The sequence below is a fragment of the Caballeronia arvi genome (assembly GCF_001544695.2).
Taxonomy (GTDB): domain Bacteria; phylum Pseudomonadota; class Gammaproteobacteria; order Burkholderiales; family Burkholderiaceae; genus Caballeronia; species Caballeronia arvi.
Genome location: NZ_FCOM02000002.1, coordinates 226827 through 251926, shown reverse-complemented (window position 1 = coordinate 251926; position 25100 = coordinate 226827). Strand labels below are relative to the sequence as shown.

28 protein-coding genes and 1 tRNA gene are annotated in these 25100 nt (G+C 63.8%); 20 read left to right on the top strand and 9 right to left on the bottom strand.

The genetic code is table 11. From position 1 onward, the window contains the following. The first annotated feature begins 139 nt into the window (after positions 1-139). From AWB74_RS04170 to AWB74_RS04145, 6 genes are all read left to right on the top strand, one after another. Positions 140-1078, top strand: a complete 939-nt coding sequence (locus AWB74_RS04170; protein ID WP_061145495.1) for a carbohydrate ABC transporter permease — start codon at positions 140-142, stop codon at positions 1076-1078. Further along, positions 1068-1925 carry a carbohydrate ABC transporter permease gene (locus AWB74_RS04165; protein ID WP_061124372.1) on the top strand — a complete coding sequence of 286 codons (858 nt, stop codon included), beginning with the start codon at positions 1068-1070 and terminating at the stop codon, positions 1923-1925. Before AWB74_RS04170 ends, AWB74_RS04165 begins: the two co-directional genes overlap by 11 nt. Before the next feature lie 34 nt (positions 1926-1959). After that, positions 1960-3078 (top strand): ABC transporter ATP-binding protein, encoded by a 1119-nt coding sequence (locus tag AWB74_RS04160; protein ID WP_061145494.1) that lies wholly within the window; start codon positions 1960-1962, stop codon positions 3076-3078. Between the two features lie 237 nt (positions 3079-3315). Beyond that, positions 3316-3576 (top strand): hypothetical protein, encoded by a 261-nt coding sequence (locus AWB74_RS04155; protein ID WP_061145493.1) that lies wholly within the window; start codon positions 3316-3318, stop codon positions 3574-3576. 15 nt (positions 3577-3591) lie between these two features. Continuing rightward, positions 3592-4116 carry a helix-turn-helix transcriptional regulator gene (locus AWB74_RS04150; RefSeq protein ID WP_061145492.1) on the top strand — a complete coding sequence of 175 codons (525 nt, stop codon included), beginning with the start codon at positions 3592-3594 and terminating at the stop codon, positions 4114-4116. A gap of 81 nt (positions 4117-4197) precedes the next feature. After that, a complete protein-coding gene (locus AWB74_RS04145; protein ID WP_061145491.1) occupies positions 4198-6318 on the top strand; it encodes a prolyl oligopeptidase family serine peptidase in 2121 nt (706 codons plus the stop codon). Here AWB74_RS04145 and AWB74_RS04140 read toward each other — a convergent pair whose 3' ends face one another. Beyond that, positions 6319-7530 carry a Bcr/CflA family multidrug efflux MFS transporter gene (locus AWB74_RS04140; protein ID WP_061145490.1) on the bottom strand — a complete coding sequence of 404 codons (1212 nt, stop codon included), beginning with the start codon at positions 7528-7530 and terminating at the stop codon, positions 6319-6321. Between the two features lie 148 nt (positions 7531-7678). Here AWB74_RS04140 and AWB74_RS04135 point away from each other — a divergent pair, with 148 nt between their 5' ends. The 4 genes from AWB74_RS04135 (at position 7679) to AWB74_RS04120 (ending at position 11388) form a co-directional block, all read left to right on the top strand. After that, on the top strand, positions 7679-8170 hold the full coding sequence (locus AWB74_RS04135) for a hypothetical protein (RefSeq protein ID WP_061145489.1): 492 nt from the start codon (positions 7679-7681) through the stop codon (positions 8168-8170). Between the two features lie 163 nt (positions 8171-8333). Then, positions 8334-9617 carry a glutamate-1-semialdehyde 2,1-aminomutase gene (gene hemL / locus AWB74_RS04130; protein WP_061145488.1) on the top strand — a complete coding sequence of 428 codons (1284 nt, stop codon included), beginning with the start codon at positions 8334-8336 and terminating at the stop codon, positions 9615-9617. Positions 9618-9635: 18 nt separating this feature from the next. Further along, a complete protein-coding gene (ribD, locus tag AWB74_RS04125; protein ID WP_061145487.1) occupies positions 9636-10748 on the top strand; it encodes a bifunctional diaminohydroxyphosphoribosylaminopyrimidine deaminase/5-amino-6-(5-phosphoribosylamino)uracil reductase RibD in 1113 nt (370 codons plus the stop codon). A gap of 28 nt (positions 10749-10776) precedes the next feature. Then, positions 10777-11388 carry a riboflavin synthase gene (locus AWB74_RS04120; RefSeq protein WP_061145486.1) on the top strand — a complete coding sequence of 204 codons (612 nt, stop codon included), beginning with the start codon at positions 10777-10779 and terminating at the stop codon, positions 11386-11388. A 27-nt stretch (positions 11389-11415) separates the two neighbouring features. Here AWB74_RS04120 and AWB74_RS04115 read toward each other — a convergent pair whose 3' ends face one another. After that, the gene (locus AWB74_RS04115) at positions 11416-11835 is read right to left on the bottom strand and encodes a type II toxin-antitoxin system RelE/ParE family toxin (protein WP_061145485.1); all 420 of its coding nucleotides are present in this window, start codon (positions 11833-11835) and stop codon (positions 11416-11418) included. Further along, on the bottom strand, positions 11828-12151 hold the full coding sequence (locus AWB74_RS04110; RefSeq protein ID WP_061145607.1) for a type II toxin-antitoxin system prevent-host-death family antitoxin: 324 nt from the start codon (positions 12149-12151) through the stop codon (positions 11828-11830). The genes AWB74_RS04115 and AWB74_RS04110 overlap by 8 nt, the downstream gene beginning before the upstream one ends. Before the next feature lie 220 nt (positions 12152-12371). Here AWB74_RS04110 and ribBA point away from each other — a divergent pair, with 220 nt between their 5' ends. Genes ribBA through AWB74_RS04090 form a run of 4 tightly spaced genes read left to right on the top strand, consistent with a single transcriptional unit; the run spans position 12372 to position 15728 of the window. Further along, positions 12372-13535 (top strand): bifunctional 3,4-dihydroxy-2-butanone-4-phosphate synthase/GTP cyclohydrolase II, encoded by a 1164-nt coding sequence (gene ribBA / locus AWB74_RS04105; RefSeq protein ID WP_061145484.1) that lies wholly within the window; start codon positions 12372-12374, stop codon positions 13533-13535. Between the two features lie 43 nt (positions 13536-13578). Then, a complete protein-coding gene (gene ribH / locus AWB74_RS04100) occupies positions 13579-14088 on the top strand; it encodes a 6,7-dimethyl-8-ribityllumazine synthase (RefSeq protein ID WP_061145483.1) in 510 nt (169 codons plus the stop codon). Continuing rightward, the gene (gene nusB / locus AWB74_RS04095) at positions 14085-14522 is read left to right on the top strand and encodes a transcription antitermination factor NusB (protein ID WP_061145482.1); all 438 of its coding nucleotides are present in this window, start codon (positions 14085-14087) and stop codon (positions 14520-14522) included. Before ribH ends, nusB begins: the two co-directional genes overlap by 4 nt. Positions 14523-14534: 12 nt before the next feature. Next, positions 14535-15728 (top strand): pyridoxal phosphate-dependent aminotransferase, encoded by a 1194-nt coding sequence (locus AWB74_RS04090; protein WP_061145606.1) that lies wholly within the window; start codon positions 14535-14537, stop codon positions 15726-15728. A 53-nt stretch (positions 15729-15781) separates the two neighbouring features. Here AWB74_RS04090 and AWB74_RS04085 read toward each other — a convergent pair whose 3' ends face one another. Both AWB74_RS04085 and AWB74_RS45515 read right to left on the bottom strand, forming a co-directional pair. Continuing rightward, complete coding sequence (locus AWB74_RS04085) at positions 15782-16936, bottom strand: transglycosylase SLT domain-containing protein (protein WP_061145481.1); 1155 nt, start codon at positions 16934-16936, stop codon at positions 15782-15784. Further along, complete coding sequence (locus tag AWB74_RS45515; RefSeq protein ID WP_143749140.1) at positions 16933-17127, bottom strand: hypothetical protein; 195 nt, start codon at positions 17125-17127, stop codon at positions 16933-16935. Before AWB74_RS45515 ends, AWB74_RS04085 begins: the two co-directional genes overlap by 4 nt. A gap of 399 nt (positions 17128-17526) precedes the next feature. Here AWB74_RS45515 and AWB74_RS04080 point away from each other — a divergent pair, with 399 nt between their 5' ends. The 3 genes from AWB74_RS04080 to AWB74_RS04070 are packed head-to-tail and all read left to right on the top strand — an operon-like array spanning position 17527 to position 20800. Further along, positions 17527-19122: a UbiD family decarboxylase gene (locus AWB74_RS04080; protein ID WP_061145480.1), complete on the top strand. Its 1596-nt coding sequence runs from the start codon at positions 17527-17529 to the stop codon at positions 19120-19122. Continuing rightward, positions 19119-20126 carry an asparaginase gene (locus AWB74_RS04075; RefSeq protein WP_061145479.1) on the top strand — a complete coding sequence of 336 codons (1008 nt, stop codon included), beginning with the start codon at positions 19119-19121 and terminating at the stop codon, positions 20124-20126. Before AWB74_RS04080 ends, AWB74_RS04075 begins: the two co-directional genes overlap by 4 nt. A 5-nt stretch (positions 20127-20131) precedes the next feature. Further along, complete coding sequence (locus tag AWB74_RS04070; RefSeq protein WP_061145478.1) at positions 20132-20800, top strand: LysE family translocator; 669 nt, start codon at positions 20132-20134, stop codon at positions 20798-20800. Positions 20801-20810: 10 nt separating this feature from the next. Here AWB74_RS04070 and AWB74_RS04065 read toward each other — a convergent pair whose 3' ends face one another. The 4 genes from AWB74_RS04065 to AWB74_RS04055 form a co-directional block, all read right to left on the bottom strand. Further along, positions 20811-21776 carry a threo-3-hydroxy-L-aspartate ammonia-lyase gene (locus AWB74_RS04065; RefSeq protein ID WP_061145477.1) on the bottom strand — a complete coding sequence of 322 codons (966 nt, stop codon included), beginning with the start codon at positions 21774-21776 and terminating at the stop codon, positions 20811-20813. 139 nt (positions 21777-21915) lie between these two features. Beyond that, on the bottom strand, positions 21916-22239 hold the full coding sequence (locus tag AWB74_RS04060) for a hypothetical protein (RefSeq protein ID WP_061145605.1): 324 nt from the start codon (positions 22237-22239) through the stop codon (positions 21916-21918). 334 nt (positions 22240-22573) lie between these two features. Continuing rightward, positions 22574-22735 (bottom strand): hypothetical protein, encoded by a 162-nt coding sequence (locus AWB74_RS46840; protein ID WP_014190770.1) that lies wholly within the window; start codon positions 22733-22735, stop codon positions 22574-22576. A gap of 388 nt (positions 22736-23123) precedes the next feature. After that, positions 23124-23402, bottom strand: coding sequence for a hypothetical protein (locus tag AWB74_RS04055; RefSeq protein WP_143749139.1), 279 nt, complete (start codon positions 23400-23402; stop codon positions 23124-23126). Positions 23403-23546: 144 nt separating this feature from the next. Between AWB74_RS04055 and AWB74_RS04050 the strand changes: the two genes are divergently transcribed. From AWB74_RS04050 to trmB, 3 genes are all read left to right on the top strand, one after another. After that, a complete protein-coding gene (locus tag AWB74_RS04050) occupies positions 23547-24107 on the top strand; it encodes a YggT family protein (protein WP_061145475.1) in 561 nt (186 codons plus the stop codon). A 53-nt stretch (positions 24108-24160) separates the two neighbouring features. Further along, positions 24161-24235 (top strand) — tRNA-Gly (locus tag AWB74_RS04045). 66 nt (positions 24236-24301) lie between these two features. Next, positions 24302-25057 carry a tRNA (guanosine(46)-N7)-methyltransferase TrmB gene (gene trmB / locus AWB74_RS04040; protein ID WP_061145474.1) on the top strand — a complete coding sequence of 252 codons (756 nt, stop codon included), beginning with the start codon at positions 24302-24304 and terminating at the stop codon, positions 25055-25057. The last annotated feature ends 43 nt before the right edge of the window (positions 25058-25100 follow it).

The following is a 25100-nucleotide window of genomic DNA, read 5'->3' as shown; positions in this document are numbered from 1 at the left end:
GTGCTGATGCATGCGCCGGGCGGTTTGTCAGCCACAAGCAACGTCGCACCATTTAGCGCCGCCGCCATTCGCCGCATGCGCGCGAGACCGTGCCGCCCTACGCACGAGACGCGCCGGCGCATCTTCCAGGAGTCGAGTCGTGACTGCCTCCATCACCGCGGACAAGAAACCGCAAAGCCCGCCCCGTCGCGCATCACCGACGGCGGCGCTCGCCGATCGCCTGATCCCGAAGCTGGTGCTTGCTCCCAGCGTCCTGATCGCGCTCGTCTTCGTGTATGGCTTCATCGCCATTACGGGGTATCTGTCGCTGTCCGAATCGCGGCTGATGCCGCGCTACGATTTCGCCGGCTTCGACCGATATCGACAACTCTTCGCCAACGATGTCTGGTGGACTTCCGCCGCCAACCTCGGCTGGTTCGGCATTCCGTTCATCGGGATTTGCGTGTTCCTCGGCCTCTTCCTCGCGATCCTTCTCGACCAGAAGATCCGCAACGAAGGCGCGTTGCGCGCGATCTTTCTTTATCCGATGGCGCTTTCCTTCATCGTGACGGGCACCGCGTGGCAGTGGATTCTGAATCCCGGCCTCGGCCTGGAAAAAGTCTTCCACGACTGGGGCTGGACGAGCTTCTCGTTCAACTGGCTCGGTGATCCGGACAAGGCGATCTTCTGCGTCGTGATCGCAGCCGTGTGGCAATCGACCGGCTTCGTGATGGCGCTGTTCCTCGCCGGTTTGCGCGGCGTCGACAGTGAAATCTTCAAGGCGGCGCAGATGGACGGCGCGGGCTTGCCGACCATCTATCGCAAGATCGTGATTCCGAGCATGCGCCCGGTGTTCTTCTCCGTGCTGCTGATTCTCTGCCACATCACGATCAAGACCTTCGACCTGGTCGTCGCGCTGACGGCGGGCGGTCCGGGCACGTCGTCTTCGCTGCCCGCGATCTTCATGTACACGTTCTCGTTCAACCGCGGACAGCTGGGCGTAGGCGCGGCATCGTCGATGATGATGCTCGCCACCGTCGTCGCGGTGCTCGTGCCGCTCATGTATCTCGAATCGAGGAGCACGCGAAATGCAGCCTAAGATGACTTTGAGCCGCGCCGTCATCTATGCGGTGCTGATTCTGTTCGCGCTGTACTTTCTGTTCCCGATCTACGTGATGCTGTCGACGTCGTTCAAGGATCTCGACCAGCTTCGCACGGGCAATCTGCTGACGCCGCCTTCGCACTTCACCTTCGCGCCGTGGGTGAAGGCGTGGCAGGAAGCGTGCACCGGCGTGCGCTGCGACGGCATGCAGCCGTTCTTCATGAACTCCGTGCGCATGGTGATTCCGGCCGTGCTGATCTCGTCGTTCGTCGGCGCGTTCAACGGCTATGTGCTCACGCACTGGCGCTTCCGCGGCGCGGACGGCCTGTTCACGATGCTGCTGGTCGGCTGCTTCATCCCTTTCCAGGCGATCCTGCTGCCGATGGCGCGTCTGCAAGGCTTCCTGGGACTGTCGAACACGACGACCGGCCTCGTGCTCGTTCACGTGATCTACGGCATCGCGTTCACGACGATGTTCTTCCGCAACTTCTACGTGAGCATTCCGGCTGAACTCGTGAAGGCGGCGCGCATCGACGGCGCGGGCTTCTTCACCATCTTCACGAAGATTCTGCTGCCCGTCTCGCTGCCGATTTTCATGGTGTGCCTGATCTGGCAATTCACGCAGATCTGGAACGACTTCCTGTTCGGTATCGTGTTTTCCGGCGTGGATTCGATGCCGATCACGGTCGCGCTGAACAACCTCGTGAACACATCGACGGGCGTGAAGGAATACAACGTCGACATGGCGGGCGCGATCATCGCCGCATTGCCGACGATTCTCGTCTACATGATCGCCGGACGTTATTTCGTGCGCGGGCTGACGGCCGGCGCGGTGAAGGGTTAATCGACTTCGTTCGATAGAGATATAGAGGATTCACATGGCAAGCCTTTCCATCCGTGACGTGTACAAGACCTACCCCAACGGGGTGCCGGTTCTCAAGGGCGTCAACATCGACATCGAGGACGGTCAGTTCCTGATCCTCGTCGGCGGCTCGGGCTGCGGCAAATCGACCTTGCTGAACATGATCGCCGGTCTCGAAGACGTGACCCAGGGCGACATCATGATCGACGGCAAGACGGTCAACGACCTCTCGCCGAAGGACCGCGATATCGCGATGGTGTTCCAGTCCTACGCGCTCTACCCTTCGATGAGCGTGCGCGACAACATCTCGTTCGGCCTCAATATCCGCAAGGTGCCAAAGGACGAGCAGAAGAAGATCGTCGATCGCGTGTCGGAGACGTTGCAGATCGGTCATCTGCTCGATCGCAAGCCGGGGCAACTCTCGGGCGGTCAGCGTCAGCGCGTCGCCATGGGTCGTGCGTTGGCGCGCGATCCTGTGATGTTCCTGTTCGATGAACCTTTGTCGAACCTCGATGCGAAGCTGCGTATCGAGATGCGTTCGGAAATCAAGCTGCTGCATCAGCGTCTGGGCACGACGATTGTCTACGTGACGCACGATCAGATCGAAGCGATGACGCTCGGCGATCGCATCGCGGTGATGAAGGACGGCATCGTGCAGCAGTTCGGCGCGCCGCAGGAGATTTACGATTCGCCGTCGAATCTGTTCGTCGCGGGCTTCATCGGCGCCCCACCGATGAACTTCATCACCGGCAAGCTCGTCGAATCGGGCTCGGGCGTCGGCTTGCAGGTCGATACGGGCGTCGCGCAGAAAGTGCTCAATCTGCCGTTCGATGCGGGCCGTCTGCGCAGCAAGGTCGGACAGGACGTGGTGCTCGGACTGCGCCCGGAGCGCATCACCGATTCGCGCGCCGCACACGATGTGTCGGATGCGAGCCTGCAGCCGGTCGATGTGCGCGTCGACGTGATCGAGCCAACCGGCCCGGACACGCTCGTGTTCGCGCAGGTGAACGGCAAGCGCATCGTGTCGCGTGTGCATCCGGCGTCGAATCCGCAACCGCTGACGAATATGACGCTGTTGTTCGATGTATCGAAGGCGGTGTTGTTCGATCCGCAGACGGAAGAGCGGCTGGCTTGATTCTGCTTTTTTGATTGACTTCGAACGCCACGGTGAGCCGTGGCGTTTTTCGTTTTGCGCCTCGCATCCAGCATATTTCGGATTACTGCATATCGCGTTTAATGCGGAGTTATCGGTAAGATTGGCGCTAGTCGTCAGGTAAAGGGGCAACACCGCGAACGCGTTGACCCGCCTTCGCGACGATCTCGTGGGTTGTCACTTGACAACCAATCAAGCTGTAAATAGACTGAATTGCCGATGAAGCGACCGCATCCGAAGAAAGAGATCGAAGCCGCGCTTCTTTATGCCGAAGCGAACGGCTGGGTGGTCGAGCCCAAGAAAGGAAACGGGCATGCGTGGGGAAGAATTTATTGCCCGTATAACGATTCGGATTGCCGTTGCGGGGAATTCTGCATCACGAGCATCTGGAGCACGCCTCGCAATGCAGTGAATCATGCGAATAACCTGAAACGCGTGGTCGACAACTGCACGACCCGCAGAAAGAAGACTGCCCGATAATTCGCGGGATACCTCATGGAATACGTGTTCACTCTCAAGTACCGGCTGTCAGCAGAAGACTGCGATCACGAGCAACTCGTCGAGCGGCTCGCAGAATCCGGTTGTGATGACGCGACTGTGGGAATCGGTCAGCCCGGACGACTTGCGTTAGCATTCACGCGAGATAGCACGACTGCATGGAGCGCTATTTTCTCGGCGCTTGTGAACGTCAAGCAGGCCATTGCCTCTGCTCGCCTTATCGAAGCGGCTCCCGACTTCATCGGTCTTACAGACGTAGCCGAGATGACGGGAATGACACGCCAAAACATGCGCAAATTGATGCTCGCGAACGCGCTGGAATTCCCGGCGCCCGTTCATGAGGGCAATCCATCCGTTTGGCACCTGTCCGACATTCTTGCGTGGCTGAACGACCGCGGAGGCTATGACATCGACGCTGACCTGCTTGACGTGGCGAACGCAGCTAAACAGGTCAATCTTGCAATCGGAGATCGGGAAGTCTTGCCCCAGATGACTCGGGAGCTGAAGAAGCTGGTCGCCTGAACTGGCGCGAGAGCATGAATGCCTCACTCGTCGCCATTACAGGCACAATCGGCCTTTTGCATTCCGATTGGCTCTCGCCGCATGACACTTCTCTCCTCGCATCCCGAACTCGCCTGGTCCACAGTCGAAGGCTCCGATCCCTACATCGGCCTCGAATCCCTCGACGACGCCCGCGCCCAAGCCTGGGTCGACGCCCAGAACCGCCGCACCGAAGCCGCGTTCGGCCGCACGCCCGAAGCGCGCGCGTTGGCCGCGCGGCTCGAAAAAGCGTACACGTCGAAGGATCGCATCGTCACTTGTTCGCGCTATGGCGACTGGGCCTACAACACGTGGCAGGACGACGCCCATCCGCTCGGCATCGTGCGTCGCACGCCTTGGGCATCATGGCTCGCGGGCGCGACCGAATGGGAAACGATCCTCGACGTCGACGCGCTCGACCTCAACACCCGCGCCGATGACGACACGCGCTGGGCGCTCGCCGACTTCGACATGCTCTACCCCGATTACGACCGCGCGCTCGTGAGCCTGTCGCCGGGCGGCTCGGATGCGGTGATCGTGCGCGAGTTCGATATCAAATCGAAAAGCTTCGTCGCGGATGGCTTCGGACTGCCCGATGTCGGCAAGCACGACATCTCGTGGATCGATCGCGATACGGTCTATGTCGGCTGGGACGACAGCAAGACGAACCCGCGCCCCGCGCTGACCACTTCGGGCTTTCCGCGCCAGTCGCGCCGCTGGAAGCGCGGCACGCCGCTGGCCGATGCGCCCGTCGTGTTCGAGGGCGAGCGGCGCGACGTGTCGGCGGGCGTCGACTACGATCCCATCGAGAAACTGCATCTCGCGTCGCGCGCGGTGAGCTTCTACGACACGCTCAACTACTGGCTCGACGAGCCGGTCAACGCATGGCGTCAGTACGACCTGCCAGCGCACGTGGAGATCGAGCACTGGAACGGCTGGCTTTTCGTCACGCCGCGCAAGTTCTGGAATGCGGGCGGCCGCCGCCATGCGCCCGGCACGCTGACGGTCATCCGGCGCGATGCGTTCCTCGCGGGCTCGCGCCATTTCACCGCGCTTTTCACGCCGTCCGAACGCCTCGTGCTCGCGGGCATCGACTTCACGAAACAGTTCCTCATCGTCTCGCAGATGGACGACGGCACGCCGCGCGTCACGCTCATGCGTCCGCCATCGCAGGAAAACGGCGACTGGGAAGCGCGCGACTTCGCGCTCCCGGACGCGAGCCAGTCCTGGGTCGATTCGATCGACAGCGAGCGCGACGATACCGTGCTCATCCACGTCGAGCACTTTCTGGAGCCGCCGTCGCTCCATCACGCCGATCTCGCGAGCGACGCGCCGTGGCAACTGCTCGCGCGCCTGCCCGCGCAGTTCGACGCGAGCGGTCTTTGCGCCGTGCGCCGCCACGCGATCGCGCCGGACGGCGAGCGCATTCCCTACTGGCTGATCGGACGCGACATCGAAACGAGCACGAAGAGCACGAACACGCGCCCTTGCCTGCTCTACGGCTACGGCGGCTTCGAAGTCGCGCTCGATCCGCATTACGACGCGACCACCGGCATCGCGTGGCTGGAGCGCGGCGGGCTCTACGCGATCGCCAACATCCGCGGCGGCGGCGAGTTCGGGCCGGCGTGGCATCAGGCGGCGCTGCGCGAGAACCGCCAGATTTCGTTCGACGATTTCATCGCGGTCGCGCAGGCGCTCATCGACACGGGCATCACCACGCCAAAGCAGCTCGCGATTCGCGGCGGCAGCAACGGTGGCTTGCTCACCGGCGTATGCATGGTGCAGCGGCCCGAGCTGTTCGGCGCGGTGCTTTCCGAAGTGCCGCTGCTCGACATGGCGCGCTTTCACTTGCTGTTGCAGGGCGCATCTTGGATCGATGAATACGGCGATCCGGACGACGCCGACGATCTGCGTCATCTCATGGCGTATTCGCCGTATCAGAACGTTGATGCGGATATCGCGTATCCGCCGGCGCTCTTCACGTCATCGACGAGCGACGACCGCGTGCATCCCGGCCACGCGCGCAAGATGGCCGCGAAGATGCAAGCGCAAGGCCACGACGAGGTCTGGTATCAGGAGACCGGCGAAGGCGGACACGGCGCGGGCGTCGAGCCGGAAGCGGTTGCGCAGGCGGAAGCGGCGGCCTTCACGTTCCTCGCGACGACGATCGGCCCGCTCGCCTGATCACACCTTCACGGGCGCCGCATGCGAGCGCAGCACCAGCGTGCGCCCCGCGAAGGTCAGCACGCCGCATACGCCGATCACAATGCCCATGCCATGCGGCGACACATCGTGAAAGAGCCCGATCGCGAGGCTCGCGAGCGCGCCGAGCGCAAGCTGCATCGCGCCGAAAACGGCGGCAGCCGCGCCCGCGTTCTTCGGGTAGCGATGCATCAGCTCGGTCGTGCAATTCGCCGAAAGCAGGCCCACGACGCCGACGACGAAGAAGAGCGTTGCGACGATCGACCAGAGCCCGCCCCAGCCGGTAAGCGACACGAGCGCGACCGCGAGCGCCGCCGCGACACTCACGAACGACGCGGCCGAGATCATCTTCATGGCGCCCACGCGCCCGACGAACTTCGTATTGAGCACGTTTCCCGCGATGATGCCGACGATGTTCAGCCCGAACAGCAGCCCGTAGTACTGCGGCTTCACGTGGAAGTAATCGATATAGACGAACGGCGTCGCGGTGATGTACGCGAACATCGACGCGAACGCCATGCCGCCGCACATCATGTGGCCCCAGGTGACGGGATCGGTCAGCAGATGACCGTACGCCGCGAACGACTTGCCGACCGCCGCGCTCGCGCGCTTCTCCTTCGGCCACGTCTCGGGTACGCGCAGATACGCGGTGACGGCGCAGGTCAGGCCGAAGAGCGTCAGCGCGACGAACACCACGCGCCATCCACCCAACAGAAGCAGTTGCCCGCCGATCAGCGGTGCGAGCAACGGTCCGATCGACGTGACGATGGAAAGCATCGACAGCACGCGGGCGGCGTCGCCCGGCTCGTGGGCGTCGCGGGCGATCGCGCGCGCGAGCACCGACGCCGCGCCCGCGCCGAGCGCCTGCAGGAAGCGCACGAAGACGAGCGCGTCGATGGACCACGCCGCCGTGCAGCCGATGCTCGCGAACGCGTACAACGCGATGCCGCCGAGCAGAACGGGCCGGCGGCCGTAGGCGTCGGAAAGCGGGCCATACAGCAGCATGCCGAACGAGAAGCCGAACATGAAGCTCGTGAGCGTGCTTTGCGCGGCGGCCGGGCTCGTGCCGAAAGACGCGGCGAGCGCCGGCAGGCTCGGCAGATACATGTCGATCGACAGCGGGCCGCACGCGGCAAGCGCGCCGAGCAGCAGGATCAGACGGCCATCGGGCCGGCGCCGGGTGGTGTCGGACATGAGGTGGGCACAGGGGAAGATTCGAGGCAACGCGGCCTTTCTGCCGCGTAAGGAGCAAACATTGTACGCGAGCGCCGCCGTGATCCGTCCCTGAGCGCGGCGTTGCGCTAAGCTCATCGCTTCCTTTCTTTATCGTCGCGTGGATCCGATGGCCGCCTTTCTGCTGATCTGGAGCCCGAAGAAGTGGCCGTGGCCCGAACTGCCCGATATCGCGCGGCGCGTCAAGGCGGGCGAAGCCGTCGCTGATGTCTGGGGCTGCGGCACTGCGCGCGGGCTCCTGCCGGGCGATCGCGTGTTCGTGCATCGCGTGTCGCAGGAACCGAAGGGCGTGTTCGCGTCGGGCTGGGTGACGCGCGCGCCTTACGAAGTGCCCGATGCCGCGAGCAAACGCGGTTATCGGCTGTGCATCGATTTCGTGTATGACTTTCTCACCGATGCGCACAAGGAAGTCGTCGTCACGCGCGACGAATTGCGGGCGCATCCGTTCTCGGTGCAGACGTGGGACGCGCAGATGTCCGGCACGCTCATCAAGCCGGTGGCCGAAGGCGCGCTGGAGAAGCTGTGGACCGCGCGGACCGGACGGCGCGCGGCGAACCCACATACGGGATCTGGAACCGCGAAGCGCTCGAAGCCGGCGTAAGCCTCGGACACGACGCGACGGGCTCGCTCGCATCGACTCCGGTACAATTTCAGCATCGTTTTTTCGCGTCGGACCGCGCATCTTGCGCGCTGCACGCGTCGCCGCTCGAGCGTCCGGCCGGTCCTCGCGACTCCCGCATCCACTTTCAGCGCAGGCTTTCTCCATGTCCAAGAATCAAGCTCTCTTCGAACGCGCCCAGCGAACCATTCCCGGCGGCGTGAACTCGCCGGTGCGGGCGTTCCGCTCGGTCGGCGGCACGCCGCGTTTCATCGAGCGCGCGCAGGGGCCGTACTTCTGGGACGCCGAAGGCAAGCGCTATATCGACTACATCGGCTCGTGGGGCCCGATGATCCTCGGCCATGTGCATCCCGAAGTCCTCGACGCCGTGCAGCGCGTGCTCGCGAACGGCTTCTCGTTCGGCGCGCCGACCGAGGCCGAAATCGAGATCGCCGAGGAAATCTGCAAGCTCGTGCCGTCGATCGAACAGGTGCGCATGGTGTCCTCCGGCACCGAAGCGACCATGAGCGCGCTGCGTCTCGCGCGCGGCTTCACGAACCGCAGCCGCATCATCAAGTTCGAAGGCTGCTATCACGGTCACGCGGACAGCCTGCTCGTGAAGGCCGGCTCCGGTCTGCTCACGTTCGGCAATCCGACTTCCGCGGGCGTGCCCGCCGATATCGCGAAGCACACGACGGTGCTCGAATACAACAACGTCGAGCAATTGAACGAGGCGTTCGCGGCGTTCGGTGCGGAAATCGCTTCGGTGATCGTCGAGCCGGTCGCGGGCAACATGAATCTCGTGCGCGCGACGCCCGAGTTCCTGAACGCGCTGCGCGAGCGCTGCAACGAGCACGGTTCGGTCCTGATCTTCGACGAAGTGATGTGCGGCTTTCGCGTCGCGCTCGGCGGCGCGCAGCAGGTCTACGGCATCAAGCCGGACCTCACGTGCCTCGGCAAGGTCATCGGCGGCGGCATGCCGGCGGCGGCGTTCGGCGGGCGGCGCGACATCATGGCGCATCTGGCGCCGCTCGGCGGCGTCTATCAGGCAGGCACGCTGTCGGGTAATCCGATCGCGGTGGCCGCCGGTCTGAAGACGCTGCAACTGATCCAGCGTCCCGGCTTCTACGACGATCTGGCGAAGCAGACACGCAAGCTCGTCGATGGCCTGACGAACGCCGCGCGCGACGCCAAAGTGCCCTTCTCCGCCGATTCGATTGGCGGCATGTTCGGCCTGTACTTCATGGACACCGTGCCGGGCAGCTTCGCGCAGATCCAGCAGGGCGACACGAAGCGCTTCAACGCGTTCTTCCACGCGATGCTCGACGCCGGCGTGTACTTCGCGCCGTCCGCGTTCGAAGCGGGCTTCGTGTCGAGCGCGCACGACGACGCCGTGATCGACGCGACCATCGACGCGGCGCGCGGCGCATTCGCGTCGCTCGCGGCCTGACGCTTCCGGACCGCGCCGATGTTCTCGCAAACCGACTTCACCCACATGGAGCGCGCGCTCGCGCTCGCGTCGAAGGGCATGTACACGACGACGCCGAACCCGCGCGTCGGCTGCGTGCTCGTCAAGAACGGCGAAGTGATCGGCATGGGCTTCACGCAGCCGGCCGGTCAGGATCATGCCGAAGTGCAGGCGCTGAAAGACGCCCGCTCACGCGGCAAGGACCCGCGCGGCGCAACGGCGTATGTGACGCTCGAGCCGTGCAGCCACTTCGGGCGCACACCGCCGTGCACGCATGCGCTCATCGATGCGCGCGTCGAGAAGGTCATCGCCGCGATGGAAGATCCGAATCCGACGGTGTCAGGCCGCGGTCTCGCGATGTTGCGCGACGCGGGCATCGACGTGCGCTGCGGCCTGCTCGCGAACGAGGCGCATGAAATGAACATCGGCTTCGTGTCGCGCATGACGCGCCGCCGTCCGTGGGTGCGCATGAAAGTCGCGGCGACGCTCGACGGCCGCACGGGCCTTCCATCGGGCGAAAGCCAGTGGATTACCGGCGAAGACGCGCGCGCCGACGGCCACGCGTGGCGCGCTCGCGCCTGCGCGATTCTTACTGGCATCGGCACGGTGCGCGAGGACGATCCGCAACTGACCGTGCGCGCGGTCGACACGCCGCGCCAGCCGCAACGCGTGTTGATCGACAGCCGTCTCGACGTGCCGATGCACGCGCGCATCCTCGATGGCGCGCCGCCGTGGATCTTTCATGCGGCCGACACGGACACTGCGCGCATCGATGCGCTGCGCGACAAAGGCGCGGAGCTGATCGAGCTTTCGAACGAGCACGGCAAGGTCGATCTGCCCGCGATGCTCACCGCGCTCGCCGATCGCGGCATCAACGAACTGCATGTCGAAGCGGGCCACAAGCTGAACGGCTCGCTGTTGCGCGAGGGCTGCGTCGACGAACTGCTGGTCTATCTCGCGCCGAGCCTGCTCGGCAGCGCGCCCGGCATGTTCGACTTCGCGCCGCCCGACACGCTCGATGCGCGGCCGCATCTGAAGTTTCATCGCATCGACCGGCTCGGCGACGATCTGCGCATTCTTGCGCGCTTCGCAGAGGCCAACGTCGCGAACTGATCACGCACCGACTCAAGGAAGAAAGCCGATGTTCACAGGAATCGTCGCGGCGGTGGGCCGCATCGAAAAAGTCACGCCGCTCGGGGCGCAGGAAGCGGGCGTTCGTCTGACGGTCGCGGCGGGCGGCCTCGATCTCGCCGATGTCGAGCTCGGCGACAGTATTGCCATTCAGGGCGCGTGCATGACGGTGATCCAGAAGTCCGCGGAATCGTTCGATGTGGACGTGTCGCGCGAAAGCCTGAACAAGACCGTCGGCCTCGGCGATGCGCTCGTGCAGGTGAATCTGGAGAAAGCGCTGCGCGCGCACGACCGGCTGGGCGGCCATCTGGTCTCCGGCCATGTAGACGGACTGGGCGTCGTGTCGAAGTTCGAGCCTGTCGGCGAGTCGCACGAGTTGCGCATCGTCGCGCCGAAGGACATCGGCAAGTATCTGGCCTACAAGGGCTCGGTGACGGTGAACGGCGTGAGCCTCACCGTGAACTCGGTCAGCGACCGCGCCGATGGCTGCGAATTCTCCATCAACCTGATTCCGCATACCGTCGAAGTGACGACGCTCAAGGCGCTGTCCGCGGGCGCGAAGGTCAATCTGGAGATCGATCTGATCGCGCGGTATGTCGAGCGGATGATGAGTGCGGGGTGAGCCGGGCGTTGGCGACGCGCAGTATCGTCAGCCGGTCGAATATTCGGCCTCCGGTGAGTGCAGCAAATGAAAGTCGAAGGACGGCTGCCTGTCGTAGCGAATCGAAAGCAAATGAACCGTGTTGCCCGTCAGCAGATAAAGCAGTACATGGTCGTCCAGCACGTACTCGCGGAGCTCTCCTTGCGCCCGCCCATCGGCTCGAGTGATGGCCGGGAGCACGTCGTTCACGAGTCGCGACTCGCAAGCCTCGGATAGCGCGCCGACAAAGCGCCGCCCCATCGCCGGAAAGCTTTGCAGGAGTGGAATTGCATCGTTCTCGATAGCGTCGAGCAGACGATCGAAGCCTTGCGGAAAGCCGATGCGGTTCCAGTATTCCTCGATGCTCGCGAGTCTGTCGATGAACCCTTCCGTGAAGAGAATGTCGGCGGGTCTGCGTCCATCATTCACGATCAGCGTCCCCTCGTTCGGTACGATTCGTGGCTCGGCGCGCCCTGATACGCGCGATCGCATCCAGTGCGCTGGTAGTGCGGCCGGCCGCGATATCGTCGAGCCCGTTCTTCACGTCGTGCAGCGTCTGCAAATGAAGTTGTGCGAGCTCCATCCGATGGAACGCGTCGAGCTTCTCCGCGCTGATCAACGCCGCCCAGCGCTTACCGTCTTTGGTGATGATCTTCTCGGTTCCGTCGCGTACTTCATCGACCAGTTCCGAGAGGCGAGCGCTCGCGTGCGAAAGGGGAATGATGTCTGTTGCGGAAGAAATCATGCAAGGGTCCTTCCGGTCTCGGGTGTTCGGCATGGTACGAATCCAGTTCGTGTGAAGATTGCGACGATGTTAGTTTGCTTCGCTCACCGCCTCCACACCATTCGTCCGAAAGGCATAGGCAAACTTCCCTTTCACCTGTCCGCCGATTTCAGCAACTGTCCATCGGCCGTGGCGTAAAATACGCGCTTTCCCCAAACCGGACCCAGTACGGGACGTCATCATGTCGCTCGCCTCCACTCCTGAGATCATCGCTGAACTGAAAGCCGGCCGGATGGTGATCCTCGTCGACGAAGAAGACCGCGAGAATGAAGGCGATCTCGTCATCGCCGCCGAATTCGTCACGCCCGAAGCCATCAACTTCATGGCGAAGTACGGCCGCGGCCTCGTCTGCCTCACGCTCACGCAGGACCGCTGCAAGCAACTGAACCTGCCGCTCATGACGCACCGCAACGGCACGCAGTACGGCACGGCGTTCACCGTCAGCATCGAGGCGGCCGAAGGCGTGACCACCGGCATTTCCGCGGCCGACCGCGCGAAGACCATCGCCGCCGCGGTCGCTCACGACGCGCGCGCCGAAGACATCGTGCAGCCCGGCCACGTGTTCCCGATCATGGCGCAGCCGGGCGGCGTGCTCGTACGCGCGGGCCACACGGAAGCCGGCTGCGACTTCACCGCGCTCGCCGGCCTCACGCCCGCCGCGGTGATCTGCGAGATCATCAAGGACGACGGCGAAATGGCGCGTCTGCCCGATCTCATCGAATTCAGCCAGCAGCACGGCATCAAGATCGGCACGATCGCCGACCTGATCCATTACCGCAGCCGCACCGAATCGATCATCGAAAAAGTCTGCGAGCGCACGATGCAGACCGCGCACGGCCCGTTCCGCGCGGTGCTGTATCGCGACGACCCGACGCACTCGCCGCACATCGCGCTCGTACGCGGCATGCCGCACCCCGATCGCGAAACGCCCGTGCGCGTGCACGAGCCGCTCTCCGTGCTCGATCTGCTCGAAATCGATGTGTCGACGCACTCCTGGACCATCGACGCCGCGATGAAGGAAATCGCCGCGCGCGATCTCGGCGCGATCGTCATGCTCAACTGCGGCGACACGAAGGAGCATCTCGTCGACGTGTTCCGCGCCTTCGAACAGAAGGACAAGGCCGCCGAGCTCAAGCGCCGCCCGATCGACTTCAAGACTTACGGCATCGGCGCGCAAATCCTGCGCGATCTGGGCGTCGGCAAGATGCAGGTGCTCGCGAATCCGCGCAAGCTCGGCAGCATGTCGGGCTACGGGCTCGAAGTGACAGGCTTCGTGCCGATGCCCGGCTGCCCCGCGACGGCCGCGCCCGCCGATCCGGGCATCACGCAGTTGCGCTCGGCCTGACGCCCCTTTCAACCGAACAATCTAAAACCAACGGACCTCATACATGGAAATCGGACAATATCAGCCGAACCTCGACGGCGACGGCCTGCGCATCGGCATCGTGCAGTCGCGCTTCAACGAACCGGTGTGCAACGGCCTCGCCGATGCGTGCATCGAAGAACTGGAGCGCCTCGGCGTGATCGGCCAGGACGTGCTGCTCGTCACCGTGCCCGGCGCGCTCGAAATTCCGCTCGCGCTGCAAAAGCTCGCCGAATCGGCCCAGTTCGACGCGCTCATCGCGCTCGGCGCCGTCGTGCGCGGCGAGACGTATCACTTCGAGCTCGTGTCGAACGAAAGCGGTTCGGGCATCTCGCGCATCGCGCTCGATTTCGGCATTCCGGTGGCCAACGCCGTGCTGACGACCGAGAACGACGAGCAGGCGGTCGCGCGCATGACCGAAAAGGGTCGCGACGCCGCGCGCGTGGCGGTCGAAATGGCGAATCTGTCCGTCGCGCTCGAACAGCTCGACGGTGATGAAGAAGACGAAGACGAAGAAGACGAGGATCGTGCATGAAAAGCGCTCGACGCCGTTCGCGTGAACTCGCGACGCAAGGGCTGTATCAATGGCTGCTGTCGGGCGCGCCCGCCGGCGAAATCGACGCGCAGCTGCGCAGCGCGCAAGGCTTCGACAAGGCCGACCAGACGCATCTCGATGCGATCCTGCATGGCGTGATCAAGGAATCCGACGCGCTGTCCGAGCAGTTGCAGCCGTGCCTCGACCGCCCGATCGAGCAGTTGTCGCCGGTCGAGCGCGCGGTGCTGCTCGTCGCCGCGTTCGAGTTCAAGCATCACATCGACGTGCCGTATCGCGTCGTCATCAACGAAGCGGTCGAGCTGACGAAGACCTTCGGCGGCTCGGACGGCTACAAATACGTGAACGGCGTGCTCGACAAGCTCGCTGTCGTCATGCGCCCGACCGAGGCCCAGGCGCGCGGTCGCGGAGCCTGAGTGAACCAGCCCGTGAACCAGACCGCGGAACCGCTCGTCAGGCTCGCGTCGCGCGTCGGTGCGATCGAGCCTTTCTACGTGATGGAGCTGATGAAAGAGGCTCAGGCGCTCGAACGCGCGGGCCGCGACGTCATCCACATGAGCATCGGCGAGCCGGATTTCACCGCGCCGGAGCCCGTCACCCGCGCCGCCGCCGATGCGCTGAAGCGCGGCGTCACGCAGTACACCAATGCGCTCGGCATTCACGCGCTGCGCGAGGCGATCGCGGGACATTATCGCGATACGTTCGGCCTCACTGTCGATCCGGAGCGCATCGTCGTGACGGCGGGCGCATCGGCGGCGCTTCTGCTCGCGTGCATGGCGCTGGTCGACAACGGCGACGAAGTCCTGATGCCCGACCCGTGCTATCCGTGCAACCGGCATTTCGTGTCGGCCGCCGATGGCAAGCCGGTGCTCATCGCGAGCGGTCCGGCCGAGCGTTTTCAGCTCACGGCAGAGCATGTCCAAGAGCATTGGAACGACAGGACGCGCGGCGTGCTGCTCGCGTCGCCGTCGAATCCGACGGGCACGTCGATCGAACCGGACGAGTTGCGGCGCATTGTCGACACGGTGCGTGCGCGTGGCGGCTTCACGATCGTCGACGAGATCTACCAGGGCTTGAGCTACGACGCGAAACCGGTGTCGGCGCTCTCCTTCGGCGACGATGTCGTCACCGTGAACAGCTTTTCGAAGTACTTCAACATGACCGGCTGGCGGCTCGGCTGGCTCGTCGTGCCGCACGCGATGGTCAGCGCGGTCGAGAAGCTGTCGCAGAATCTGTTCATTTGCGCATCGGCGCTCGCGCAGCACGCGGCGCTCGCGTGTTTCGAGCCCGAAACCATCGCGATCTACGAAGCGCGCCGGCTGGAGTTCAAGCGGCGGCGCGATTACATCGTGCCGGCGCTCGGCTCGCTCGGCTTCGGCGTGCCGGTGGTGCCGGATGGCGCGTTCTACGTCTACGCCGATACCACCACGGTCCGCCACCCCGCCGCCGGCAACAGCGACGCGCTCACGCACTCGATGCTGCACGACGCGGGCGTCGTGCTCGTGCCCGGCATGGACTTCGGGTTTCATGCGCCGGAGCGCTACATCCGCGTTTCGTATGCGACCGCGTATTCGAAGCTGGAGGAAGCGGTCGAACGGCTCGGCACATTGTTCCGTCGATAAAAAACAAAAAGGCACCGAACGGTGCCTTTTTTTCGTCTGACGCAAAGCGAGCTTTAAGCGCCGAGCTCCGCGGAAGCGACGTGCTTCGTGTCGCCATCGCCGTCATCCTGCGATGCCGACTTCTTCGCCGTATCGATCGTCATGTGGACACGCTTGTCCGCAGCGGCCGACGCCAGCACCTGCTTCGGCGCGGCGGTCTGAACCGGCGCCTGCGGCGCGTTGATCGGTACGTTGCGACCACGCGCGATATCGCGCAGACGCGAACGCTCGGCCAGCACCTTCGCGCCGTAGCCGCCGTCGTCCTGCGTCGTCGAGCCGACGTAATAGCGCAAGCCGCCCGCCACCGAGCCGCCGCGCGCGATGCAGTCCTTCAGCACGAGCGCGCCGACCTTGATGTTCGCGAGCGGATCGAGCGCCGCGTGCGAGCCGCCGAAGTACTGGAATTTGTCGGAATGAACCTTCGACATCACCTGCATCAGGCCTTGAGCGCCTACGCCGCTTTCAGCGTACGGATTGAAGCCCGATTCGATCGCCATCACGGAAAGCAGGAGCAGCGGATCGAGGCCGACTTCGCGGCCGGTGTCGAACGCGGCGCGCACGAGCTGGCTGACCGGATCTTCCGCCACGCGATAGCGGCGCGCGATGAAGTTCGCGACGAGCTTCTGCTCGCGTGTGGAGGCGAGCACGCGGTCGTCTCGGGCGTCGGCGGCGATGCGCTGCGCCGGAATCGCGCTTGCGAGCATGCCGACGGACGGCATCGTGCGCGGATCGAGCCCGTTCGGCGAAATCGCGAGGCTGATGCCGCCGGTGAGATGGTGCGTGCTGGCGTCGTCGGTGGCGGCAGCGCCCAGCGACGGCGCGGCGGCGCCCGGCGCCTTCGACTTGACCGACGAGGCCGTGTTCGCCGCGAGGTTCATGGGCAGCATCGCGTCGCTCGGCTGGCGATGCACGGCCGCGAACGGCGGCAGCGGCTGGCCCGCTAGCAGGCGCGCCGGTCCGGCCTGCACGGCGGCCGACACGAACGGCATGATCCTTGCTGCAAACGTGGTGCGCCAGGACGGCAGCAACCACAGTGCGAGCGCGCTGATGACGGCCGCGCAACCGACCACGGCGAAGAGATGGTGACTCAAACGGCGTCCGCGACGCACTGCGATGCGCATGATTTGCGCGGCGCGAGTGTCCGAACCCCACCAAGCTGAAGCGTTCATCGATACTCCCAATGTTGCTTGATTAGCGCAGATGAATACGAATAAACGACGTATTCGATGCGCAAATCAGACACCGCTCGCGCTTGGCAAGCATAAGCGGCATCGGGGATACGGCATGCGCCGTCTGGAAAGCCGATCCGGCAAAAGGTCACCGGGTTGCGCGGCACGAACTGCATGCCCTGAACGCGCACGTGGCTTTCCACGCGAAAAAACCGGCGTGCAAAACGCCGGCAATGACAACCAACAGCCATGAGTCGCCGGGCAGGAGCGGCGCAGGCGACGCATGTGCGTCTGAAAGACCTGAGGCTAAGGTAAAAAGTTTCAAAACCTGCAATAGATTCGAAGCGATTCTATCAGGGTTTAATGATGAGTCAATGCTAAAGACTTCTGTTTCAATTACTTACAGTTATATTGAACAGCGTTCAGCGCCCGAAAAGCACGTCTCTCGGGCGGTTCGAAGCGGAATTTGCTTAATGTCGGGCAACGCACGGACGCCGACGCAGGTAAAATCGACAATCGCCTAGCGCGCAGCCGTCCCGCCCCCTGGTCGCTCATGATCCAGGCGCCTTCGAGTCCAAATTCGACCATCGATGAAATACAAAGATCTGCGCGACTTCACCGCCCGCCTCGAAGCGCTCGGTGAACTGCGCCGCATTCGGCAGCCCGTCTCCCCTGTTCTCGAAATCACCGAAGTCTCCGATCGCGTGTTGCGCGCGGGCGGACCAGCATTGCTCTTCGAAGCGCCCACCGGCTACACGATGCCCGTGCTCGCGAACCTGTTCGGCACGACGCGGCGCGTCGCGCTCGGCATGGGCATCGAGACGGAAGCGCAGAGTGGCGGCGATGTGAGCCTCGGCAGCGATGTCGCCGCGCTGAGCTCGCTGCGCGATGTCGGCAGGCTGCTTTCCGCGATGAAGGAACCCGAGCCGCCGAAAGGCCTCAAGGACGCGGGCAAGCTGCTCTCGCTCGCGAAGGCTGTGTGGGACATGGCGCCGAAATCGGTCAGCGCGCCGCCTTGTCAGGAAGTGGTGTGGGAAGGCGACGACGTCGATCTCAACAAGCTGCCGATCCAGACATGCTGGCCGGGCGACGCCGGACCGCTGCTCACATGGGGCCTCACCGTCACGCGCGGTCCGAACAAGTCGCGCCAGAATCTTGGCATCTACCGGCAGCAGTTGATCGGGCGCAACAAGCTCATCATGCGCTGGCTCGCGCATCGCGGCGGCGCGCTCGACTTCCGCGAGTTTGCGCTCGCGAATCCCGGCAAGCCTTATCCGGTGGCGGTCGTGCTCGGCGCCGATCCCGCGACGATTCTCGGCGCCGTGACGCCCGTGCCCGATTCGTTGTCCGAATATCAGTTTGCGGGGCTGTTGCGCGGCTCGCGCACCGAACTCGCGAAGTGCCTGACGCCGGGCGTCGATACGTTGCAGGTGCCGGCGCGCGCGGAAATCGTGCTCGAAGGGTTCATTTATCCGCATGACGGCAACGTGCCGCCCGCGCCGGAAGGCGCGCCGCCGCGTCCGTCGAACTCTGCAAGCGCTAAATACGAGCACGCGCTCGAAGGGCCGTACGGCGATCACACGGGCTACTACAACGAACAGGAATGGTTTCCGGTCTTCACCGTCGAGAAGATCACCATGCGCCGCGACGCCCTGTTCCATTCGACCTACACCGGCAAGCCGCCCGACGAGCCCGCCGTACTCGGCGTCGCGCTGAACGAAGTCTTCGTGCCGCTGTTGCAGAAGCAGTTCACCGAGATCACCGATTTCTATCTGCCGCCCGAGGGATGCAGCTACCGGATGGCGATCGTGCAGATGAAGAAGAGCTATCCCGGCCACGCGAAGCGCGTGATGTTCGGCGTGTGGAGCTTCCTGCGCCAGTTCATGTACACGAAGTTCATCGTCGTGGTCGATGAAGACGTCAACGTGCGCGACTGGAAGGAAGTCATCTGGGCGATCACGACGCGTGTCGATCCAACACGCGACACCGTCATGGTTGACAACACGCCGATCGATTATCTCGACTTCGCGTCGCCGGTAGCGGGGCTCGGCTCGAAAATGGGTCTCGACGCAACCAACAAATGGCCCGGCGAAACGACGCGCGAATGGGGCCGCCCGATCGTCATGGATGAAGCCGTGAAACGCCGCGTCGATGGTCTCTGGGCCGAACTCGGACTCGACAAATGATCGCAGCCACCCTCTATCGCGGCGATGTCATCGAGAACACGCATGCGGCGCACGTCGCCGTCGTCGATGCGCATGGGCGCCTCCTGCATTCCTTCGGCGATCCGCATCGGGTGACATTGCCGCGCTCGGCGGCGAAGCCCGCGCAGGCGCTCGCCGTCATCGGGACCGGCGCGCTCGAGCGTTTCGGCTTCACCGATGAAGACCTCGCGCTGATGTGCGGCTCGCATAGCAGCGAGCCGCGTCATATCGAGCGCGCGCTCGCGATGCTCGCCCGGTCGAACGCGACTGAAAGCGATCTGCGCTGCGGCGGTCATGCGCCGATTTCGGACGCGGTGTATCGCGACTGGATCAAACGCGATTTCACGCCGACGCCCGCATGCAGCAACTGCTCCGGCAAGCACGCCGGCATGCTCGCGGGGGCGCGAGCGATGGGCGAATCGCTCGCCGACTATCACTTGCCCGGCCATGCGCTGCAGGCGCACGTGAAGCGCACCGTGGCGCGCGCGGTCGATCTCGCCGACGACGACGTGCAATGGGCCATCGACGGCTGCAATCTGCCCACGCCCGCGTTCCCGCTCGACCGTCTCGCGCGGCTCTACATGAAAATCGCGGATGCGCCGGAAGGCTCGCCGCTCGCGCGCATTCATCGCGCGATGACGTCGCATCCGGAACTCGTCGCGGGTGAAGGACGCTTCTGCACGCTGCTGATGCAGGCGTTCGGCGGCGAGCTCGTCGGCAAGACGGGCGCCGATGCGAGCTATGCGATCGGCGTGCGGCGCGCGGCAAATCCCGATGCCGGCGCACTCGGCATCGCGGTGAAGGTCGAGGACGGCAACACGGCGGTGGTAAATGCAATCGTGGTTCACGTGCTCGATCTGCTCGGCATCGGCACGCAAGGTCAACGCGACACGCTCGCCGCCTTTCGCAATCCGCCGACGCGCAACACGATGGGCGTGCCGACCGGCCGTCTCGACGTGAGCTTCACGCTTCACAACCATCCATAACAAACATGCATTCGTGGCCGCTGCTGTCGGACGGGTTTTTTCTGTCGCTGTCGTTGTGTCTGGATATCGGCATCGCGAATGTCGCGATCATTTCCCTCGCGCTGACGCACGGTTTCAAGCCGGGCTTCATGCTCGGTCTCGGCTCGTGTTTCGGCGATCTGTTCTATGCGGCGCTCGCGCTCGCGGGCATGTCGGCGCTCCTGCAGTTCGATGCGGTGCGCTGGGTCGTGTGGATCGGCGGCGCGATCGTGCTGCTGTTCTTGACCTGGAAGATGACGCGCGAGGCGCTCAATCCGGCGTCCGCGCCGCCCGTCGAAGGTGAAGCGGATTTCAGCGTGCCGCGCCCGAAGCACTGGAAAAGCTTCGTGCGCGGATGCCTCCTCGCGGTGTCGTCGCCGAGCGCGATCCTGTGGTTCGCGGCGGTGGGCGGCGCGCTCATCGCGAAAGCGGGCGCGACGAGTCCAATAAGCGCGTCCGTGTTTCTTATCGGCTTCTTCTGCGGCGGGCTCGGCTGGACGCTCTTCGTCTGCACGCTCGCGAGCCACGGCAGAAAGCGCGCCGGAACCCGGCTCCTGCGCGCCTGCCACGTGATGTCCGCCGTGCTCTTCGCGTATTTCGCGTACAGCGTGATCGTCAACGGCTACCGCGATCTGATCGTGCACGCGGCGTCGTGACGATCCGTCGTTAAGCGAGGTACTGGGACAGCTTCGGCAAATCGACGTTGCCGCCCGACACGATCACGCCAACGCGTTTGCCCTCGACCGGCACGACCTTCTGCAGCACCGCGGCCGCCGCGAGACAGCCGGTCGGCTCGACGACCATCTTCATGCGCTGCGCGAAGAAACGCAGCGTCTCGACGAGCTGTGCATCGCTCACGGTGACGATCTGATCCACGTGACGCTGGATGATCGGAAAGTTGTATTCGCCGATGTGCGTCGCCGCGGCGCCGTCCGCGATCGTGCGCGGCACCTCGATATGCACGATTTGGCCGCGAGCAAGCGACTGCTGCGCGTCGTTGCCCGCTTCCGGCTCGACGCCGATCACCTTGCAGTCGGGCGACAACGCCGCCGCCGCGAGTGCGCATCCGCCGATGAGCCCGCCGCCGCCCAGACACACGAAGAGATAGTCCAGCGGACCGGTTTCCTCGATCAGTTCCTTCGCGGCCGTCCCCTGCCCCGCGATCACGTGCGGATGGTCGTACGGCGGAATCAGCGTCATGCCGCGCTCTTCCGCAAGCTTGCGGCCGATTTCCTCGCGGCTCTGCGTATAGCGGTCGTACGTGATGACTTCGCCGCCGTAGCCGCGCGTCGCTTCCATCTTGGCGGCGGGCGCGTCCTCGGGCATGACGATCGTCGCGCGGATGCCGGCGAGCTTCGCCGACAGCGCGATCGCCTGCGCGTGATTGCCGGATGAATACGTGATGACGCCCGCAGCGCGCTGGCGGTCGTCGAAATGCGAGAGCGCGTTGTACGCGCCGCGGAACTTGAACGCGCCCATGCGCTGGAAGTTCTCGCATTTGAAGAAAAGCGATGCGCCCGCGATGGAATCCGCGGTACGCGAAGTCAGGACGGGCGTGCGATGCGCGAAGCCTTCGATGCGCCTGGCGGCATCGGCGACGTCATCGAATGTGGGGGCGGGAAGTGAGGACATCGGAGTCGGGACGGGAGGTGAAGGGGATCACCATTGTCCCAAGTTCCGTCGCGAAATTCAAAAACCGCGCGCGCATGAAAAAGGCGATGCGCGTTGCATCGCCCTTTGCACTTTCCGATTAGACCGGTCAGTGACGCGCTCAGTGACGCCAATAGCCCGGCCCGTGCCGGTAATAGCCGTGATGCCGGTAATACGGACGGCCATAGTAGCCGTAACCGCCATAGCCACCGTAACCGGGGTAACCGCCGACGACCACCGCGGGCGGCGGCGCATAAACGACAGGCGGAGGCGGCGCCACGTATACCGGCTGTGGCGGAGCCATATAGACGGGAGCAGGCGGCGCGGCATAGACCGGATACGCCGGCACTCCGATTCCCACGCCCACCGAAACATGCGCTTGCGCCGCGCTCACGAAGCCCACGCCAAGCGCGCCGACCACCAGTAAACCACCGAGCTTTTTCACTTTCGTTCTCCTCGTCGCTTCGCGTGTTGGCCGGGTCTGACGGCTCACGAGCGACGGCATGAAATGAATTTATCGAAAAAGCCGCGGGGTCGGCGTGCCCATTTGTTGCAAATTGCAAGTTCCTTAACGTGGGTACGAATTTGAAAGCCGGACGACGCGCTCCGACACGCGCCGATCGTCCGTTCGGCGGACCTCGGCGGCCAGTTCCAGAACGGTTGCTCTCGGCCAGATAAAAAGCGCGTAACGTCTATTTACAAAAGAACGAAAAGCCCCGCCGGACTATTCGCCCGGCGAGGCTTTTCATGTATTACGTGAGAGTCCTAAAGCGCGCGCTTCAGCCCACCTTTATATAAGCGAATTCACGCGTGACGTTCGGCGGCACATACGCTGCGCCGATCACGACCCGGGGCGTCAGGCGCTTTTTCTGATCCCACCAGCAACGCCGCTGGGTCTGGCTCAAGAATCGCAAATGCTTTCGATAAGAAAAAATGCTCATGGCGACCTCCGAACGTAGCGAATGAAACCCGGAAGGGAAAAGCCGCCAGTGTTCCACCGCGCGCCTTTCCCGCTGAATTCGTGTTCTCTTTAGTATTGAGCGCCCTGTTCGTCCCTCGATGTTCGCAAAGAAACCAAGTCTTCCGGTGCATGTGCGCTGCGCCACATTCAGCAGAAAACATGCCTTTTTCGCACTTCAGACCTCTGTCGCGGAAAAACCGGGTTTCGTGCGAAGTCCGCGCCTCTGGCAAGCCCGCCCCGACGATCCGCTTTTTCGCTTTCTGTCTTTATATCCTGCCAGTTTTGCATGAAATGTGCTTTTCAGAGATCGTCTCGGAATGGCAACACTAGGCTGGCGTTCGCCGCCAAAACCGGCTTTCCGATTGCCTTCACTTCTCTTTCATCGCTTTGAGCGGCCGATCGCTCGTGCCGCGTGCGACAACGTCCCCAAGCCAGCTTAAAGCCATGTTATGGTGACGTCCGGCGCCCCACCAGACAGGTTGGTGGACGGGGAATTCAGGCGCCGCAATCAGGAAATCGCGAGGCTTCATCGGGCGGCATGCGTGCATTCGAATCTGCACGATGTGGCACGACGCGCCGCGCATTCCGAAGAATTCGGCAAGCCAATCAAGTCCAGAGAACGAACAATGATCAAGGTCAGCATTCACGATTCGCGCCGCACGGACGGCCGCCTCACCGGCAGGACTTGCGGGCTTTGCATCGTCCGCTAGCGCCGCTTTCTTCTTTATCTTTTCGCTTATTCGACCCGGCGCAAGTCGCGACACTGCGCACCGCATTCCAGAGGACCCGAGATGTTCGGCGATATCGCCCGCTTTCTGCTCAATACCCTTTTCACGCTGTTCGGCGCAGCGCTCCTGCTGCGCGCATGGATGCAAGTCGTGCGCATGCCGCCTTACAACCCCGTGTCGAACGCCGTGATGCAGGCGACCAACTGGATCGTCCTGCCGCTTCGCAAGATTCTGCCGGGCGGGAAGATCGACTGGGCGAGCATCCTCGCCGCGTTCATCGCGTCGGCGGTGTATGTCACGCTGATGGTCGTGCTCGCCGGCATCGATCCGACGCTCATGCTGCCGATGCTGCTGCTCGTCGCGTTGCTGACCGTCGTCAAGTGGGCGCTGAACCTCATCATCTGGGTGACGATTCTGATGGCGCTGCTCTCGTGGCTCAATCCGCAATCGCCTGCGATGCCGCTGCTCTATCAGATCACGGCGCCGTTTCTGGATCCGCTGCGGCGCATTCTGCCGCGTCTGGGCGGCATCGACCTTTCGCCGATTCTGCTGTTCGTGATCGTGCAGGTATTGCTGATGGTCGTGACGCGGGTCGCCGTTTCGATGACCTTGTTCGGCATCTGAAACCTCGCGCAATTGCGCCGCGAGACGCGTTGCGCTTACAATAGTCGGCTCTCGCGGGCGTCGTATAATGGCTATTACCGTAGCTTCCCAAGCTACAGACGTGGGTTCGATTCCCATCGCCCGCTCCAGAATCCTCACGAAAGCCGCCCTAAGTCACGCTTGGGCGGCTTTTTAGTTTCCAGCATCGCCTTGTCATGAACCACGATCCCCAGGACGACGCCACCGACGGCATCGACGACAGCGCCTCACCCGAAACGAACGAAGCAAGCGAAGCCTCCACGCTGCACCATCGGCGCATCCGCAGCTTTGTCACGCGCGCGGGCCGCGTGTCGCCGGGTCAGCAGCGCGCGATCGACGAACTCGGTCCGCGCTATGTCGTGCCCTACTCGCCGCAACTCGCCGACTGGAGCGCGATCTTCGGGCGGCAGGCGCCGCGCATCCTTGAGATCGGCTTCGGCATGGGTGCGACCACGGCGGAGATCGCCGCCACGCGTCCCGGCGACGATTTCATCGGCGTGGAAGTGCACGAGCCGGGTGTCGGCGCGCTGCTCAAGCTGATCGGCGAGCAAGGGCTCGGCAATATCCGCATCCTTCAGCACGACGCCGTCGAAGTGCTCGAACACATGATCGCGCCCGACAGCCTGGACGGCGTACACATCTACTTTCCCGATCCGTGGCACAAGGCGCGTCATCACAAGCGCCGCCTGATCCAGCCGAAGTTCGTCGCGCAGCTCGTGTCGCGCATCAAGCCGGGCGGCTATATCCATCTCGCGACCGACTGGCAGAACTACGCGGAGCAGATGCTGGACGTGCTGTCGGCCGAGCCGGCGTTGGAAAACACCGCCGAAGGCTACGCGCCGCGCCCCGATTTCCGCCCGGTCACGAAGTTCGAGCGACGTGGCCTGCGGCTCGGACACGGCGTGTGGGACCTGATGTTCCGGCGCCGCTGACCGCATCTCATCGCGTCGGCTGGAAACGAAAACGCCACGGCAA

Bases quoted from the DNA above. Each gene is read 5' to 3' on its own strand.
- AWB74_RS04165 (WP_061124372.1), top strand. From the start codon at position 1,068: ATGCAGCCTAAGATGACTTTGAGCCGCGCCGTCATCTATGCGGTGCTG.
- AWB74_RS04160 (WP_061145494.1), top strand. From the start codon at position 1,960: ATGGCAAGCCTTTCCATCCGTGACGTGTACAAGACCTACCCCAACGGG.
- AWB74_RS04155 (WP_061145493.1), top strand. From the start codon at position 3,316: ATGAAGCGACCGCATCCGAAGAAAGAGATCGAAGCCGCGCTTCTTTAT.
- AWB74_RS04150 (WP_061145492.1), top strand. From the start codon at position 3,592: ATGGAATACGTGTTCACTCTCAAGTACCGGCTGTCAGCAGAAGACTGC.
- AWB74_RS04145 (WP_061145491.1), top strand. From the start codon at position 4,198: ATGACACTTCTCTCCTCGCATCCCGAACTCGCCTGGTCCACAGTCGAA.
- AWB74_RS04140 (WP_061145490.1), bottom strand. From the start codon at position 7,530: ATGTCCGACACCACCCGGCGCCGGCCCGATGGCCGTCTGATCCTGCTG.
- AWB74_RS04135 (WP_061145489.1), top strand. From the start codon at position 7,679: ATGGCCGCCTTTCTGCTGATCTGGAGCCCGAAGAAGTGGCCGTGGCCC.
- hemL (WP_061145488.1), top strand. From the start codon at position 8,334: ATGTCCAAGAATCAAGCTCTCTTCGAACGCGCCCAGCGAACCATTCCC.
- ribD (WP_061145487.1), top strand. From the start codon at position 9,636: ATGTTCTCGCAAACCGACTTCACCCACATGGAGCGCGCGCTCGCGCTC.
- AWB74_RS04120 (WP_061145486.1), top strand. From the start codon at position 10,777: ATGTTCACAGGAATCGTCGCGGCGGTGGGCCGCATCGAAAAAGTCACG.
- AWB74_RS04110 (WP_061145607.1), bottom strand. From the start codon at position 12,151: ATGATTTCTTCCGCAACAGACATCATTCCCCTTTCGCACGCGAGCGCT.
- ribBA (WP_061145484.1), top strand. From the start codon at position 12,372: ATGTCGCTCGCCTCCACTCCTGAGATCATCGCTGAACTGAAAGCCGGC.
- ribH (WP_061145483.1), top strand. From the start codon at position 13,579: ATGGAAATCGGACAATATCAGCCGAACCTCGACGGCGACGGCCTGCGC.
- nusB (WP_061145482.1), top strand. From the start codon at position 14,085: ATGAAAAGCGCTCGACGCCGTTCGCGTGAACTCGCGACGCAAGGGCTG.
- AWB74_RS04085 (WP_061145481.1), bottom strand. From the start codon at position 16,936: ATGAACGCTTCAGCTTGGTGGGGTTCGGACACTCGCGCCGCGCAAATC.
- AWB74_RS04080 (WP_061145480.1), top strand. From the start codon at position 17,527: ATGAAATACAAAGATCTGCGCGACTTCACCGCCCGCCTCGAAGCGCTC.
- AWB74_RS04075 (WP_061145479.1), top strand. From the start codon at position 19,119: ATGATCGCAGCCACCCTCTATCGCGGCGATGTCATCGAGAACACGCAT.
- AWB74_RS04070 (WP_061145478.1), top strand. From the start codon at position 20,132: ATGCATTCGTGGCCGCTGCTGTCGGACGGGTTTTTTCTGTCGCTGTCG.
- AWB74_RS04065 (WP_061145477.1), bottom strand. From the start codon at position 21,776: ATGTCCTCACTTCCCGCCCCCACATTCGATGACGTCGCCGATGCCGCC.
- AWB74_RS46840 (WP_014190770.1), bottom strand. From the start codon at position 22,735: ATGAGCATTTTTTCTTATCGAAAGCATTTGCGATTCTTGAGCCAGACC.
- AWB74_RS04050 (WP_061145475.1), top strand. From the start codon at position 23,547: ATGTTCGGCGATATCGCCCGCTTTCTGCTCAATACCCTTTTCACGCTG.
- trmB (WP_061145474.1), top strand. From the start codon at position 24,302: ATGAACCACGATCCCCAGGACGACGCCACCGACGGCATCGACGACAGC.